Origin of the sequence: Paenibacillus sp. B-A-8, from assembly GCF_048572915.1 — a bacterium.
GTDB lineage: Bacteria > Bacillota > Bacilli > Paenibacillales > Paenibacillaceae > Paenibacillus_AQ.
The window spans coordinates 5,564,030-5,579,891 of sequence record NZ_CP183882.1 but is presented as its reverse complement, the minus strand read 5'-3'; the positions used below and the strand labels follow the sequence as shown (position 1 = coordinate 5,579,891).

Here is a 15,862-nt window from a genome sequence, read left to right as displayed (position 1 = left end):
TCATTTCAGGGGTTTCCACTAAGCTGATTTTATCAGATGAAGGGGGAGCTCATTATAGGGGTGAAACAGGAGAAATTATGAATATCAAGGATATTGCAAGGCTATCAGGAGTTGGTATCGCCACCGTTTCCAGGGTAATTAATAACTCCGGTGTCGTAAGTGATGCAACCAGAGCTAAAGTAATGGCTGTTGTAAGAGAACATAATTATATTCCAAATGGAAATGCGAGCAATCTGAAAAAAACGCGTTCTAATACGATAGCGCTTATGGTTAAGGGAATTGCAAACCCGTTTTTTGCAGACATGATCAAAGAAGTAGAGCGTCAAGTGAATCTGCGCGGCTGCCCGCTTCTGATCCAGCATGTTGAAGATGGTGTGGATGAGATCAATGCTGCTCTTCAGCTCGTAAAGGAAAAGAATTTGTACGGGGTAATCTTTATGGGTGGTACATATGACCATTCTGAAGAAAAATTCAAACAATTGCCGATCCCATTTGTTTTGACTACCATCACGACTACGAAGGATGTTGATCCTGCCGTATTCTCCAGTGTGATCATTGATGATATGCAAGAGTCTTATAAAGCTGTGAGCTATCTGATCTCACTTGGACACCGGAACATTTGCTTTTTGGCCAGATTTCCTTTGGTTCAGCATACTACCGGTAACCGTCGTCTTATGGGTTATATCAAGGCGCTTGAGGATCATGGGATTGAGTATGATGCTTCCTTGGTAGAGGATTGTGAATACAGTCCAAGTTCTGGCTTTACGGCTACGAAAAGACTGCTCAATAAGAAAAAAGACATCACCGCTGTGTTTGCCGCATCAGATACTATTGCTATCGGAGCTGCCAAAGCTTTATTGTCTTTGGGTCTATCGATTCCAAATGATATTTCGATCATCGGATTTGACGGTATAGAGATGGCAGAATACTATCACCCATCGCTGGATACGATCAGCCAACCTGGGGTGGATATGGCGAAAGCCAGTGTTGAAATTCTGTTTGATCTGATCTCGGGACAATCGGAGAACAAACATGTGGTATTCGAGTCTGTTTTGGTTAAGCGAGGATCTTGTAAGAAGATTAATAAATAAGCATAAACGCCTTTGGCGTCCTTATAAGGACGGTAATCGTTTGAGCTAGAAATAGAAGGATAATTTATAGCGTAAGCATACACTTATTTATTTTTTTAAAAAAGGTTCCGTAAGGAGATGACATATGGCACTTCTAACCGTTGAGACCGGTTCTCCTACCTTAAGAATGACAACGTCCATCAGTATAATCTCCCCTGTCGATTCGGGCAACACCACCGGAGGAACGCTCTATCTGTTGCATGGTGCTGGTGATAATGCTAGCACTTGGTACCGGCTGACTACCATTGAGCAGTATGCTAACAAGTATGGCTGCACAGTCATAATGCCTCAGGTAGGCAGAAGTTATTATACAGATATGGAGTACGGACTAGATTACTTCCACTATGTTACGCATGAGCTTCCTGAGCTTTGTGGCCGAATGATGAGACTGGATGATGATCCGCAAAAGACATACGTTGCCGGTCTGTCGATGGGCGGATATGGGGCCCTAAAATGTGCGCTTACCTATCCCGAAAGATACAGCAAAGTAGTTTCTTTATCGGGTGTTACAGATATTCAGAAAAGATTGAAAGACCCGCAGATGTCTCCGGATATGGCGAGGGAGATGGCAGGCACTTTCGGAAAACGCTTACAAGTTAAGCCGGATCAAGACCTATATGCTTTAGCGGCTAAATTGGTCAACGATAACCGTAAGTTGCCTTCGATTCTGACTTGCTGTGGTTCGGAAGATCCATTTGTGGAGATGAACCGGGAATTTGCTTCTTATATGCAAGCGAGTCCGTATACCTTTCAATATGTTGAGACCCCGGGAACGCATGAATGGGGATTCTGGGAGGAACATCTGAAGACAACTTTTGATTTCTTGTACAACAAAGAATAATGAGCAATTACAGAAAGAGATATTATGGAGGATTTGAGATGAAAGACCAGCAACTGACGTCGCTGCTAAACCAGATGACGCTTGAGGAGAAAATAGCACAATTGCAGCAGCTTGCGGCAAATTTTTATGAAGGAGCGGAAGAAGGAGGCCAAATTACTGGTCCTATGGCATCCATGGGGATTACAGATCACATGATTGAGAACAGTGGTTCAGTACTTGGTCTTTCGGGCGCAGAGCAAGTCATAGCCGTCCAAGAAGCTCATTTACGTAAAAATAGATTGGGTATTCCATTGTTGATGATGGCGGATATCGTGCACGGCTTTAAGACGATTTTTCCGGTGCCCTTGGCGATTGGCTGCTCTTGGGATATGGAGCGAGCAGAGCTAAGCGCCGAGATTGCGGCTAAAGAAGCGGCAGTCTCCGGTGTACACGTCACTTTTGCACCTATGGCGGACCTTGTTCGAGACCCGCGCTGGGGACGAGTGATGGAGTCTACTGGTGAAGATCCTTATTTGAATGGTAGGTTTGCCTGTGCATTTGTACGCGGATTTCAGGGGAATGACTTGACGGATGATGTAAATCGTCTGGCGGCTTGCGTTAAGCACTTTGCGGCCTATGGTCTATCCGAAGGCGGACGGGATTATAATACGGTTGATTTATCAGAACGTCAGCTACGGGAATATTATCTGCCAGCTTATCGTGCAGCACTAGATGAGGGCGCAGAAATGGTTATGACTTCGTTCAACACAATTGACGGTATTCCAATAAGTGGGAATGTTAAGTTACTTCGTCAACTGCTGCGTGAGGAATGGGGCTTTGACGGTGTGTTGATCTCGGATTGGGGCGCGGTGAAGGAACTGATCCCGCATGGTGTCGCCGAGGACGAGGCTGAAGCAGCGCTTAAAGCTATCAAGGCTAGCGTGGATATCGAGATGATGACAGAGTGTTATGTTCACCAATTGCCATCTCTTGTAGCTGATGGGCAAGTGGATGAAAGTATCATTGATGAAGCCGTACTTCGTATTTTGAAATTGAAGCAAAGACTGGGCTTGTTTGAGAATCCGTTACGTGGGGCAGATATAGAGAAAGAGCGCGAGGTAATTTTCTGTGAGGCTCACCGGACAGCAGCGAGGGAATTAGCGGTTAAATCCTGCGTTCTACTAAAGAATGATCAGGTTCTGCCGCTTGCGACAGAGCAGCGGATTGCGCTAATCGGACCGTTTGCTAATAACGGAGATATTCTTGGACCATGGTCCTGGTTGGGTTCAACAGAAGAAGCTAGCCGTCTTGCTCCAGCTCTTGAAGCTCGTGCAGCTGCAGGTAAGGTTACCGTTGCAGAAGGCTCCGGGATTGAGAGCTTTACAGAAGAGCAATGGCTGGAGGCGAAAGCGGCAGCGCTGGAAGCCGATGTGATTGTGCTGGCACTTGGAGAACATTCAGATATGAGCGGAGAAGCTGGAAGTCGTTCAGATATCCGCTTGCCGGAAGCGCAGCGTGAGCTTTTGCAACGTATGAAGACGCTGGGTAAGCCTGTTGTGGTGGTGTTGTTTAACGGACGCCCACTAGATCTTAGCGGTGTGATCGAGAACGCGGATGCTATTCTGGAAGCCTGGTTCCCAGGAAGCGAGGGCGGCGCGGCGATTACCAGTCTACTGTATGGTGACGAGAATCCGTCAGGAAGATTAACGATGTCTTTCCCTGTATCTGTTGGGCAAATTCCGGTCTATTACAATCATTTCAACACTGGACGTCCTCTACATGTACCGGGTGCGGACAAACGTTATGTCTCACAATATCTGGACATTCCTAATGAGCCGTTCCTGCCATTTGGCTTTGGTCTTAGTTATACGACATTTAGCTACAGTGAACCGATCCTTTCTGGAGTAATAATGACGAAGGATCAGCCTATTAAGGTAACTGTTACGGTGACAAATACGGGCAATGTGCATGGAGAAGAGGTAGTGCAACTCTACATTCGAGACATTTCAGGAGAAGTCGTAAGACCGATGAAGGAACTGAAAGACTTCGTCAAGATCAGTCTCTCCCCGGGAGAAAGCAAGGAAGTGAGCTTTACGCTTACGGAAGAACAGCTTCGTTACTATCATAGCGATTTAAGCTTTAGCAGTGATCCTGGACAATTCAAATTGTTTGTGGGTCCAAATAGCCAAGAGGTTAAAGAACGAGATTTTCGCTTAGCATTAGATTATGTAGAATATAAACGGCACTAGCTGTCGAAATGGAGGAAATACAAGAATATGACTACTACTATGAATTCTAACATCCATTTAAACGCCGGGGACTTATCATTCATTTTTACAAACAGCGGGGACCTGTTCCAAGTTCTTCATGAACGGACAATGATCAATCAATTGCTGCCTAATATTGTGGATGGCTCCTTATCCAATCTATATTTACGCATTCATAGTAATGGAAGCATTCAAGCTGTTCCTTTGCTTGGCATTCATTCTTCAAGTACTGTACGTAAGGCTGGGAACCGCTTGGTTTGGGAAGGTACTGCGGAAAAAATTGAGTATCAGGTTATTTTTACTCCGACGGCTCAAGGCGCTTGGTTCTGGGATGTGAAGCTTTCAGGGCAAGACGCAGATGTGGATCTCGTTTACGGACAAGATGTTGGTAATGCCGATATCGGTGCTGTTCGCAGTAATGAAGCCTACCTGTCACAGTATATTGATCATGCCGTATTCGAGGATCAGTCAAAGGGATATGTAGTATGCTCCAGACAGAATCAACCGCAAGGTGGCAAATTTCCATATCTACAACAGGGTGCAATCACTAAAGCAGCAAGCTTCTCAACGGATGGTTTCCAATTCTTTGGATTGTCTTATAAAGAGACCAATCAACCGGAAAGCCTGAGTCATGAGCAATTAAGTAATGAAATCTATCAATATGAATTCGCTTATACCGCGCTGCAATCGGAGCGGGTGAAGCTGAGCGGGGAAGCCCGATTTGTATTTTATGGATTGTTCAAGCAAGATCATCCAGAAGCGATCACCTCGTTAGAATTCGCGAAGGATGTTACTGCGGCTTGGGAAACTGTAAAAGAGTTGCCTTTAGAAGTTGAAGCAACGCTCGAACGTTCTTTCCTAACGAAAGAGCTGGGCGCGCCTCTGGCTGCAAACTCTCTGACGGGCGAAGAGATCGATGCCTTGTTCCCGGTTCGTTTTCAAGAAGAGAAAGAGGGAGACCAGCTTCTGTCTTTCTTCACGGAAAATTATGAGCATGTTGTATTGAAAGAGAAGGAACTTAAGGTAGAGCGCCCTCATGGCCATATTCTAATGAGTGGCGATAATGCCCGACTTAACGATAAAGTCATCACTACGACTTCCTATATGTACGGAATATTTAACTCTCAAATCGTTATTGGTAATACTAATTTCAACAAACTCATGACCAATGCAAGAAATGCACTTAACATTCCGAAAGCTTCAGGACAACGTATCTATGTGCAGTGGAATGGTGAATACCGTCTGTTGACCATGCCTTCTCTATTCGAGGTTGGTTTCAACTATGCCCGTTGGTATTACAGAACTGATGGCGAATGCTTCATTATTACGAACTACACTACTGCAGATTCTCCGGAGATATTCCTGAATGTGCGTACCGAAAGCGGAAAAGCTTATCGCTATCTAGTCACTAACCAAATCACAATGAACGTTAACGAATACGAGCTTCCATATCAATTCAAGCAAGAAGAGGGAACCGTAACTTTCTCGGCTGACAGAAGCGCACTAAGTGCAGGAGAATATCCTGATCTGCAATATAAATTCCAGGTACAGGGAGCAGATTTTACTCTTCAAAATGAAGGTAGACTTGTCTCTCATGCTGAGCAGACCGATGCACCGCTAGCAGTTCTGGAACTGTCGGAGAGCAGTGAGTGGACATTGAACATTCAAGGTCTTCTGGATGGTAAGGAGATTCAATCGAGCAGTCGTACAGCTGAAGAAGAGATTTCCGCATACCGCGAGTTCTATAGCGGGGTTATGAATGGCTTCCGTTTGACGTTAGGTGATGGGTCGGAAGGCGAGCTGTTTAAGGTAAATGCTCTGGCTTGGTGGTATACCCATAATATGCTCGTCCATTATTCAGTCCCTCACGGATTGGAACAATATGGCGGTGCTGCTTGGGGAACCCGTGACGTGTGTCAAGGACCAGTAGAATACTTCATGGCTACGCAAAAATACGATCAAGTTCGTGAAATATTGCTTACCCTGTATGCTCATCAATATGAAGATGACGGTAACTGGCCGCAGTGGTTCATGTTTGATAAATATACGAAGATTCAGCAAGAGGAGAGCCATGGAGATATTATTGTATGGCCACTCAAAGTGCTTGGAGACTATTTGGCAGTAACGCAAGACTACAGCATTTTGCAAGCGACTGTGCCGTACACTCGTAAGCATAGCTTTGATTTTACAGAGGAAAAAGCGACGCTGCTGGATCATGCACGGAAGGAAGTTGCTTATATTAAGAATCACTTCCTGCATGACACGCATTTGTCTTCTTACGGTGATGGAGACTGGGATGATACACTCCAGCCGGCAAATCCACAGCTGAAGCAGTACATGGTGAGTAGCTGGACAGTGGCGCTTACGTATCAGACATTGAATCAGTTCTCTGAAGTGCTTCATAAAGTTGATCCAGCAGGTTCTGAAGAGCTGAAAGCGATGGTAGAGGGAATCCGTGAGGATTTCAACACTCATATGCTCCAATCTGAGGTAATTCCTGGATTCCTGTATATGGAGGACCCTGAGCAGGTGAAGCTTATGGTACATCCAAGCGATACAGAAACCGGAATTCAATACCGTCTGCTGCCAATGACGCGCAGTATGATCAGTGAGCTGCTTACACCGGAACAAGCTGAAGCGCACTATGAAGTGATCCAGGATAAATTGTTCTGCCCAGACGGCGTTCGTCTGATGAACCGTCCAGCACAATACGTTGGCGGCGTTAGCACTCATTTCAAACGTGCGGAGCAAGCTTCTAACTTTGGTCGGGAAATTGGACTTCAATATGTGCATGCACACATCCGTTATGTAGAAGCTATGGCTAAGCTAGGGAAAACCGATCAGGTCTGGAATGGCCTAGCGGCGATCAATCCGATCGGAATCCGTGACGTGGTGCCAAACGCTGAACTACGTCAGGCTAACTCTTATTTCAGCAGCTCGGACGGTAAATTTAACACCCGTTATGAGGCACAGGAGAATTTCGATAAGCTGCGTAATGGTGATGTAGCGGTCAAAGGTGGATGGAGAATCTATTCCAGCGGTCCTGGGATCTACATGAACCAGTTAATCTCCAATGCACTGGGGATCCGTACGGAAGGCGGGGATTTAATCATCGACCCAATTCTGCCGGAGTCACTGGACGGAATGCACTTTAGCTTTGAGTATGCAGGTACTAAGGTAGACTTTATTTATCACCTTACGGGCTCTGACAACAGTCGGATTACTGTTAACGGTAAGGAAGTGCAAGCGGAAGATACGCTTAATCGTTACCGTAGTGGCGGTATCCGGATCAAGCGCGAAGACTTTGATCGTCTCTGCGTGGAAGCTGGAAATGTGATAGACATTTATAAGTAAGATCATATTATTTGAAGGGCAATCTCCGCGATAAGCGTGGAGATTGCCCTTTTTTGTGCTACATACGGCTCGGTGTCGGTAACCCAAGCACTTCAAGTACATCCCCTAAAGTGTCCTTAAATCTCGAAGTGAGCCAGAGACGAAAGGCAATGGTTCCTGCCTCACCTTTTAAAATCGGACATAAAGAATAGAAGTTATTGAAGAGTGTGGCTAAGGTATGCGCGTAGGTACAGAGTATATTCGGCGTCAATTCTACACTGGCAGAATACAATGTCTCCTGCCAGAGGCTAAGCTGTCTCAGGAGAGCAAGTTCTGCTTTTTCCATTTCGATAGGGAATTGAAGTACTGAGGCGTCTGTGCTGAATGGGATTGTAGATTTGCTCAAAACACTGCTAGCACGAGCATAGGTGTACATCAGATAAACCCCGGTATTCCCGGATATTTCTGTAGCTTGTTTGAAATCAAACACGATTTCCGTTCCCAGATTGAACCGCAGCAGATAATAACGAATGGCAGCAGCTGCAATGATGTGGCTGGAAAGCCCCTCTTTATCGGAGCGCGAATGTTCTATGTTCTGTTCCATAAGCTTCACTAAATCGCTCACCTTTACGCCAATTCCTTGGCGTCCGGACATGGCATAAGAAGATTTTCCTTCTGAAATATTTATTCCCAGCTCAGCAGCTGAGGCCGGACTAAGAGAAACAACACCGTAACTTACATGATGGAGCTTTTCTGCCTGATCGTTATAACCTAGTGCGCTTAAAGCCTGCTTAACCATTTGTTGCGGATATTCCTGTCTATAATCAATCACGTTAATGACACGGTCTGCATGTCCATAAGGCTCTTGGGTTCCAGTTAATCCTGTGGTCCATAAGCCGGATGAGAATTCACTATAGGTGAAATCCTTGGTTAGTAGACCGAATTTCCAGAGATGATAAGCAATGTCTTTGGCTGTATACGTCAAAATACCATTCGAACGCACAAGCACCTTATCCATCTGATGATCCTCGGAATCCGTTTCATTGTTTACGTCTGTCCCTTGCTTTAGCACCCAGCATCCCGCAAGCTTACCTTCAGTCTCCTGTACAAAAACTGCCGTTTGCTTCAATCGCTCAGATGCGGCTGTCCAGAATCCCTCTTTTAAAATATTACTCTCCCATACCAGCAGGTCATAATGAATACCAAAACGCTTCATTTCCGCTACATGTTCTCTCACGATACGTTCAGCGACTAGGTTGCCCAGCCACGCCTCATTGCCGTCACCCTGTTCAAGAGCATGCAGCATATCCGTGCGCTTGTGTGTCATCTCTGGATTCCGTGCATATTCTTTGTTCACTTTGGCATAAAGATCCCAGCAATAATCACCGAAGCGTTGATGATCTCCTTCCAAAGGTACATTTAATAAACCTACAACTGTATCAGCCAGCTGGTTGCCCAGATCATCAACGTAGTTATGGACCTCAACATTATATCCGGTTCTTTTCATTATTCTGACTAGTGTATCGCCGATGCAAGCATTTCTCAGGTGACCTACATGAGCAGCTTTATTGGGATTGATGGAAGTGTGCTCGATGATGACCTTGCCCCCTGTGCTGTCAGGTAGATCAAAGGAATGTTTAGCCCACACCTGCCAATCGATATACAAATTAATGAAACCAGGAGCAGCTACTTCGACTTTTTGTAAAAGACCTGTGTAACTCTCTTGTAGTTTAATTTCTGTTTTTACTAATTCGGCTATGACGAGAGGAGATTTGCGCAGGGTTTTAGCTAGCTGCATAGCAATATTGCAGGAATAATCACCATGCTCCAGATTCGCTGGCTGTTCGATTAGAAGAGCAACATCCTTAGTGTAGGAAATTTCTAAGCTGTGGAACACTTTTTTTACACTTTGTTCAATGCTGTTTTTGATGATTTGCTTTAACATGTTATACCCTCCTTTGAAAATACAAAAAAGCCCTCGTCTCAAAAGAGACGAGGGCTTAAGCGCTCGCGGTACCACTCTCGTTGCTAAACAGACGTTTAGCCACCTTACAGGATAACGGTCTTTAGCCGGGGCTTCCTACTTGGGTTCAGAAGTCCATCTCACGGGTGCGCTTCATTAGGTGATCTGTGCCGGCTTACACTTACCCGGCTCGCTGAGGACTAGAACACGTTAACTACTCTCCCGCTCATCGATGCTTGAATAATTTTTATCAGTATAACGAATATTTCGAAAAAAGCAATAGGGTGTGTTACTCAGTGAAATCTAGAAGATGTTTGAGTATTAGATTGTTCGATTAGTAGATTGCGAATTCAAAGTATAGAAGGTAGTCATTACTCGAATGGCAATTCCTTTGCATAAATGTCCACACATTAATTTTAAATACAGAATATTACTATATAGAGCTATTAATTATGAACCATGTTACTAGTGTTATAGTTTGTAATCTTTCAAAATGCAGTGGGAGAGAGGAGTGAATAAAGATGGCTTTATATTCAACTGGACCTATAGATAATACTTCAATTCTGGGGGTCAGACAGACTCAAATCGTAACAGTAAAAGTAGTTAACCGTGATTCTCTTAATCCATATAATTTTGTCATTCAAGGCTTTTTATTAAATGGATCAAGAACGATGTACGTGAATGAAATGCTAAATCTCGCACCTAACCAAGTTCTTACTAGGAACTATTTTGCTGATTTAGATGCATTTGAATTTGTGTTTGCAACAGTAGACGAGGTTGAAGCAGAGCTAGGGATTTCGGTCTGGGGAAAACAGGCTTCGGGGCAATTAGTAGATCCTCATCGAATAGCAGCGTGGGAAAAATATTCAGCAATAATCTAAAGGAGTGTTGAGAAATTGAGCAATTTATCTACCGGGCCGATTGATAATACGATGGTGGGAGGTATACGACCTACTCAACATGTTACGATCAAAATCGATAACCAAAGCGATGTTGTTTCTTCTACGGTTCTCGTCCAAGGATATTATATAGATGGGACAAGAACTTTATATGTTAGTGAACTTTTTAACGTTATGCCTGAACAAGTAATATCATCAGATTATTATGCAGATTTTGATGGATTTGAATTTATATTTACGACTTTAAGCCTGGTAAATGATCCTATTCAAATTTCAGTATGGGGAAAAAATAGTATAGGTCAAATCGTGACTGCTCACCGACTTGTTCATTCTGAATTACTCGGTGCAACAGTTGGAGTAACTGGAGCGACAGGGGCGGACGGAGCGACTGGAGCAACGGGAGCAGACGGAGTGACTGGAGCAACAGGAGCAGACGGAGTGACTGGAGCAACAGGAGCAGACGGAGTGACTGGAGCAACAGGAGCAGACGGAGTGACTGGAGCAACAGGAGCAGACGGAGTGACTGGAGCAACAGGAGCAGACGGAGCGATTGGAGCAACGGGAGCAGACGGAGTGACTGGAGCAACAGGTGCGACTGGAGCTGATGGAGCAGACGGGGTGACTGGAGCAACGGGAGCAGACGGAGCAACTGGAGCAACGGGAGCAGACGGAGTGACAGGTGCAACAGGAGCAGATGGAGTGACTGGAGCAACGGGAGCAGACGGAGTGACTGGAGCAACGGGAACAGACGGAGCGACTGGAGCGACAGGTGCAGACGGAGTGACAGGAGCGACTGGAGCAGACGGAGTGACTGGAGCAACAGGAGCGACAGGTGTGACAGGTGCGGACGGAGTGACTGGAGCAACAGGAGCGGACGGAGCAACAGGTGCGACTGGAGCAGACGGAGTGACTGGAGCAACGGGAGCAAACGGAGTGACTGGAGCAACAGGAGCAGACGGAGTGACAGGTGCAACGGGAGCAGACGGAGTGACTGGAGCAACGGGAGCAGCCGGAGTGACTGGAGCAACGGGAGCAGACGGAGCGACTGGAGCAACGGGAGCAGACGGAGTGACTGGAGCAACAGGAGCAGACGGAGTGACTGGAGCGACGGGAGCAGACGGGGTGACTGGAGCAACAGGAGCAGACGGGGTGACTGGTGCAACAGGAGCAGACGGAGTGACTGGAGCAACAGGAGCAACGGGAGCTGACGGAGCAACAGGAGTAACTGGAGCAGACGGAGTGACAGGAGCGACTGGAGCAACGGGAGCAGACGGAGCAACTGGAGCAACGGGAGCAGACGGAGTGACTGGAGCAACTGGAGCTGATGGAGCGACTGGAGTAACGGGAGCAGACGGAGTGACTGGAGAAACGGGAGCAGACGGAGCGACTGGTGCAACAGGAGCAGACGGAGTGACTGGAGCAACGGGAGCAGACGGAGTGACTGGAGCAACAGGAGCAGACGGAGCAGACGGAGCAGACGGGGTGACTGGAGCAACAGGAGCAGACGGAGTGACTGGAGCAACGGGAGCAGACGGAGTGACAGGAGCAACAGGAGCAGACGGAGTGACAGGAGCAACGGGAGCAGACGGAGTGACAGGAGCAACAGGAGCAGACGGAGTGACTGGAGCAACAGGAGCAACAGGAGCAACAGGAGCGACAGGTGTGACAGGTGTGACAGGTGCGACTGGAGCAGATGGGGTGACTGGTGCAACAGGAGCGACAGGTGTGACAGGTGCGGACGGAGTGACTGGAGCAACTGGAGCAGCGGGAGCAAACGGAGTGACTGGTGCAACAGGAGCGACAGGTGTGACAGGTGCGGACGGAGTGACAGGAGCGACTGGAGCAGACGGAGTGACAGGTGCAACGGGAGCAGACGGAGTGACAGGTGCGACTGGAGCAGATGGGGTGACTGGAGCAACAGGAGCAGACGGAGCGACTGGAGTGACTGGTGCAACAGGAGCAACAGGAGCAGTTGGAGTAACTGGAGCGACTGGAGCAACCGGAGTAGATGGAGCAACCGGAGTAGATGGAGCAACAGGAGCGACTGGAGTTACCGGAGCAACAGGAGCAGCTGGAGTAACTGGAGCGACAGGAGCAGACGGAGTGACAGGTGCAACAGGAGCAACTGGAGTTACCGGAGCAACAGGAGTAACTGGAGCGACTGGAGCAGCCGGAGTAACCGGAGCAGACGGGGTGACTGGAGCAACTGGAATAACAGGAGCAACAGGAGCAACGGGAGCAAACGGAGTGACTGGAGCAACGGGAGCAAACGGAGTGACTGGAGCAACAGGAGTAACTGGAGCGACTGGAGCAAACGGAGTGACTGGAGCAACGGGAGCAACTGGAATAACAGGAGCAACAGGAGCTACGGGAGCAAACGGAGTGACTGGTGCAACAGGAGCAGACGGAGTGACTGGAGCAACTGGAGCAACTGGAGCAACGGGAGCAGACGGAGCAACTGGAGCAACGGGAGCAGCCGGAGTGACTGGAGCAACAGGAGCAGACGGGGTGACTGGAGCAACGGGAGCAAACGGAGTGACTGGAGCAACGGGAGCAGCCGGAGTGACTGGAGTAACAGGAGCAACTGGAGCAACGGGAGCAGCCGGAGTGACTGGAGTAACAGGAGCAACTGGAGCAACGGGAGCAGACGGAGTGACTGGTGCAACAGGAGCAACTGGAATAACAGGAGCAACAGGAGCAACGGGAGCAAACGGAGTGACTGGTGCAACAGGAGCAACAGGAGCAGATGGAGTAACTGGAGCGACTGGAGCAACCGGAGCAGATGGAGTAACTGGAGCGACTGGAGCAGCCGGAGTAACTGGAGCAACCGGAGTAACTGGAGCGACTGGAGCGACTGGAGCAACAGGAACAACAGGAGCAACAGGAGCAACAGGAGCAACAGGTGCAACAGGAGTAACTGGAGTAACAGGTATTACCGGAGCAACAGGAGTCACGGGTCCGAATATTCAACAAGAGGGATTTTCGGCATTTAAATCTTCATTGTCGGTCTCCACTTCCTCACAAATAACAGGTTGGACTGTAACAACACCATTTTATGATAGCCCGACTTTCGACGAAGTTGGGGGCAATTATACCATTCCGACAACCGGCAGATATTCAATTGAAGCTACTATCAACTATTCCACAACTGCCTCAATCTCAATTAGTCTCGGCAGTGCGATCAATCCAGCTTTCGTAGTTCAGAGAACTTCTCCAACAACAACAAATCTGGTTAGTGGATTATTTCCAGTGTTGGATGTGAATGTTGCGCTTATTCTAACTTTGAGAGCTATTTTGGGAAGCGGGACTGTAACGTTGGCTGGTGAATTTGCACTGACAGCAGGTGATGTTATTGGTTTGTTCTATGTGTCAAATGGCTTGACGGTTCCTTTGGATTTGGGCGGCGCTAACACAGCGGGTATCGTTTGGTCTGTTCATGAATTGACTTAATTTATTCACGTAGTTTGATGGTAAAAAGAGGGGGTACTCTGGAGCGTAAGTAAGGTTCCTGAGCTATCCTCTGTTTTGTTAAAGGGACATGTTATGGGGAGAACAGAATAATGCTCCTAAGATCTACAGCTAATTAAATGATGATAGATTTTCAGAGTTTTTATAAGTATTTAATATGTATAGTAGTAGCTTTTGATGGATGTCCACACCTTAAATCAAGATAAGAATATTACTATTAAGAGCCGGAAATTTCCAACTGAAAAATATAATAGGCTCATTGCTAGCGAATTTAGAGTAGATCGGAGGAATGTTTATAGTAACGCAACTATTTAGAGTTTTTGTAGGACAATCTTTTTGTAGGCAATCTATTTAAAAATAAAAGGAGTTGATAACTTGAGTTATTTATCTACTGGACCTATAGAAAACAATCTGGTAGGCGGAGGAAGACCCACCCAGCTGGTTACTATTAAGCTTGTCAATCAGAGTGATGTTTCTGCGGCTATGATACAAATTCAAGGCTACTATATGAACGGTACAAGAACACTATATGTTAGTGAACTTCATACTGTGGGTCCTAATCAAGTGCTAACGAAAGATTATTATGCAGATTTTGATTCATTCGAATTTTTATTCATAACATCAGCTCAGATAGACGATCCAATTCAAGTCTCAGTTTGGGGAAAAAGCAGCACAGGCCAATTAGTGACTGCCCATCGGCTTGTATACTCTGAATTGTATAGTGAATATATAGGTTATACAGGAGCTACCGGAGAAACCGGTGCCACAGGAGATAGGGGGGCGACGGGAAGTACAGGTGCAACGGGAGCGACCGGAAATGCAGGCGCAACAGGAGCAACCGGAAGTGCAGGCGCAACAGGAGCAACCGGAAGCGCAGGCGCAACAGGAGCAACCGGAAGCGCAGGCGCAACAGGAGCAACCGGAAGCGCAGGCGCAACAGGAGCAACCGGAAGCGCAGGCGCAACAGGAGCAACCGGAAGCGCAGGCGCAACAGGAGCAACCGGAAGTGCAGGAGCAACAGGAGCAACAGGAGTCGCAGGTGTAACAGGAGCGACCGGAAGCGCAGGTGTAACAGGAGCGACAGGAAGTGCAGGCACAACAGGAGCAACCGGAAATGCAGGAGCAACAGGAGCAACCGGAAATGCAGGCACAACAGGAGCAACCGGAAGTGCAGGCGCAACAGGAGCAACCGGAAGTGCAGGCGTAACAGGAGCAACCGGAGTCGCAGGCGTAACAGGAGCGACCGGAGTCGCAGGCGTAACAGGAGCGACAGGAAATGCAGGCGCAACAGGAGCGACCGGAAGTGCAGGCGTAACAGGAGCGACCGGAGTCGCAGGTGTAACAGGAGCAACCGGAGTCGCAGGCGTAACAGGAGCGACCGGAATTGCAGGCGTAACAGGAGCAACAGGAGCAACAGGAGCTACGGGTTCAGGAGCCATTATTCCATATGCTTCTGGTCTGCCAGCTGTTATGACCACAGTATTGGGAGGTCTTTTGAATACTTCAAGTGCGATTGGTTTTGGTAGCACTGCAACAAATATCGCTATTACAGGTGGCACTATAGATCTTACAGGAGCAGCTGGAACCTTGCTGAACTTTGCGTTCTCAGTTCCTCGAACTGGAACGCTTACTTCTATAGCAGCCTATTTCAGTACGACAGCTTCCGTTAGTTTAGTTGGTTCTACAGTAACAATCACGGCTCAATTATACAGATCTACTACACCTAACAATACCTTCACAGCAGTACCTGGGGCTTTAGTTACATTAAGTCCTGCTCTTACAGGTTTAATTTCTCTTGGATCTATTAGCAGTGGGAATACCACAGGTTTGAGCATTCCTGTAACTGTGGGAGAGCGCTTGTTGTTGGTCTTTACTTCAACGGTAACGGCTGGCCTTGATGTTGCAGCAACCGTTGCAGGCTACGCTAGTGCAGGAGTTACAATCGCATAATCTGATGATGATTATGACGTATTTACTACAGA

8 protein-coding genes and 1 other annotated feature are annotated in these 15,862 nt (G+C 47.3%); of the genes, 7 read left to right on the top strand and 1 reads right to left on the bottom strand.

What is annotated here, in order from left to right:
• Positions 1-77: 77 nt before the first annotated feature.
• From ACN6MV_RS25145 to ACN6MV_RS25130, 4 genes are all read left to right on the top strand, one after another.
• Positions 78-1,091: a LacI family DNA-binding transcriptional regulator gene (locus ACN6MV_RS25145; RefSeq protein WP_076120813.1), complete on the top strand. Its 1,014-nt coding sequence runs from the start codon at positions 78-80 to the stop codon at positions 1,089-1,091.
• A 124-nt stretch (positions 1,092-1,215) separates the two neighbouring features.
• The gene (locus tag ACN6MV_RS25140; protein ID WP_419885102.1) at positions 1,216-1,971 is read left to right on the top strand and encodes an alpha/beta hydrolase; all 756 of its coding nucleotides are present in this window, start codon (positions 1,216-1,218) and stop codon (positions 1,969-1,971) included.
• 38 nt (positions 1,972-2,009) lie between these two features.
• Entirely contained in the window at positions 2,010-4,199 is a 2,190-nt protein-coding gene (bglX, locus tag ACN6MV_RS25135; RefSeq protein ID WP_042130683.1) for a beta-glucosidase BglX, read from the top strand.
• Between the two features lie 27 nt (positions 4,200-4,226).
• The gene (locus ACN6MV_RS25130) at positions 4,227-7,571 is read left to right on the top strand and encodes a GH36-type glycosyl hydrolase domain-containing protein (protein WP_419885101.1); all 3,345 of its coding nucleotides are present in this window, start codon (positions 4,227-4,229) and stop codon (positions 7,569-7,571) included.
• Positions 7,572-7,629: 58 nt separating this feature from the next.
• On the opposite strand, the gene ACN6MV_RS25125 is transcribed toward ACN6MV_RS25130, so the two are convergent.
• Complete coding sequence (locus ACN6MV_RS25125; RefSeq protein WP_419885100.1) at positions 7,630-9,495, bottom strand: arginine--tRNA ligase; 1,866 nt, start codon at positions 9,493-9,495, stop codon at positions 7,630-7,632.
• Positions 9,496-9,535: 40 nt separating this feature from the next.
• Positions 9,536-9,752 (bottom strand) — a binding site (T-box leader).
• Between the two features lie 282 nt (positions 9,753-10,034).
• On the opposite strand from ACN6MV_RS25125, the gene ACN6MV_RS25120 reads away from it, so the two are divergent.
• From ACN6MV_RS25120 to ACN6MV_RS25110, 3 genes are all read left to right on the top strand, one after another.
• Positions 10,035-10,394, top strand: coding sequence for a hypothetical protein (locus ACN6MV_RS25120; protein ID WP_419885099.1), 360 nt, complete (start codon positions 10,035-10,037; stop codon positions 10,392-10,394).
• Positions 10,395-10,409: 15 nt separating this feature from the next.
• A complete protein-coding gene (locus tag ACN6MV_RS25115; protein WP_419885098.1) occupies positions 10,410-13,862 on the top strand; it encodes a beta strand repeat-containing protein in 3,453 nt (1,150 codons plus the stop codon).
• 501 nt (positions 13,863-14,363) lie between these two features.
• Positions 14,364-15,830, top strand: a complete 1,467-nt coding sequence (locus ACN6MV_RS25110) for an exosporium glycoprotein BclB-related protein (protein WP_419886813.1) — start codon at positions 14,364-14,366, stop codon at positions 15,828-15,830.
• Positions 15,831-15,862 lie beyond the last annotated feature (32 nt).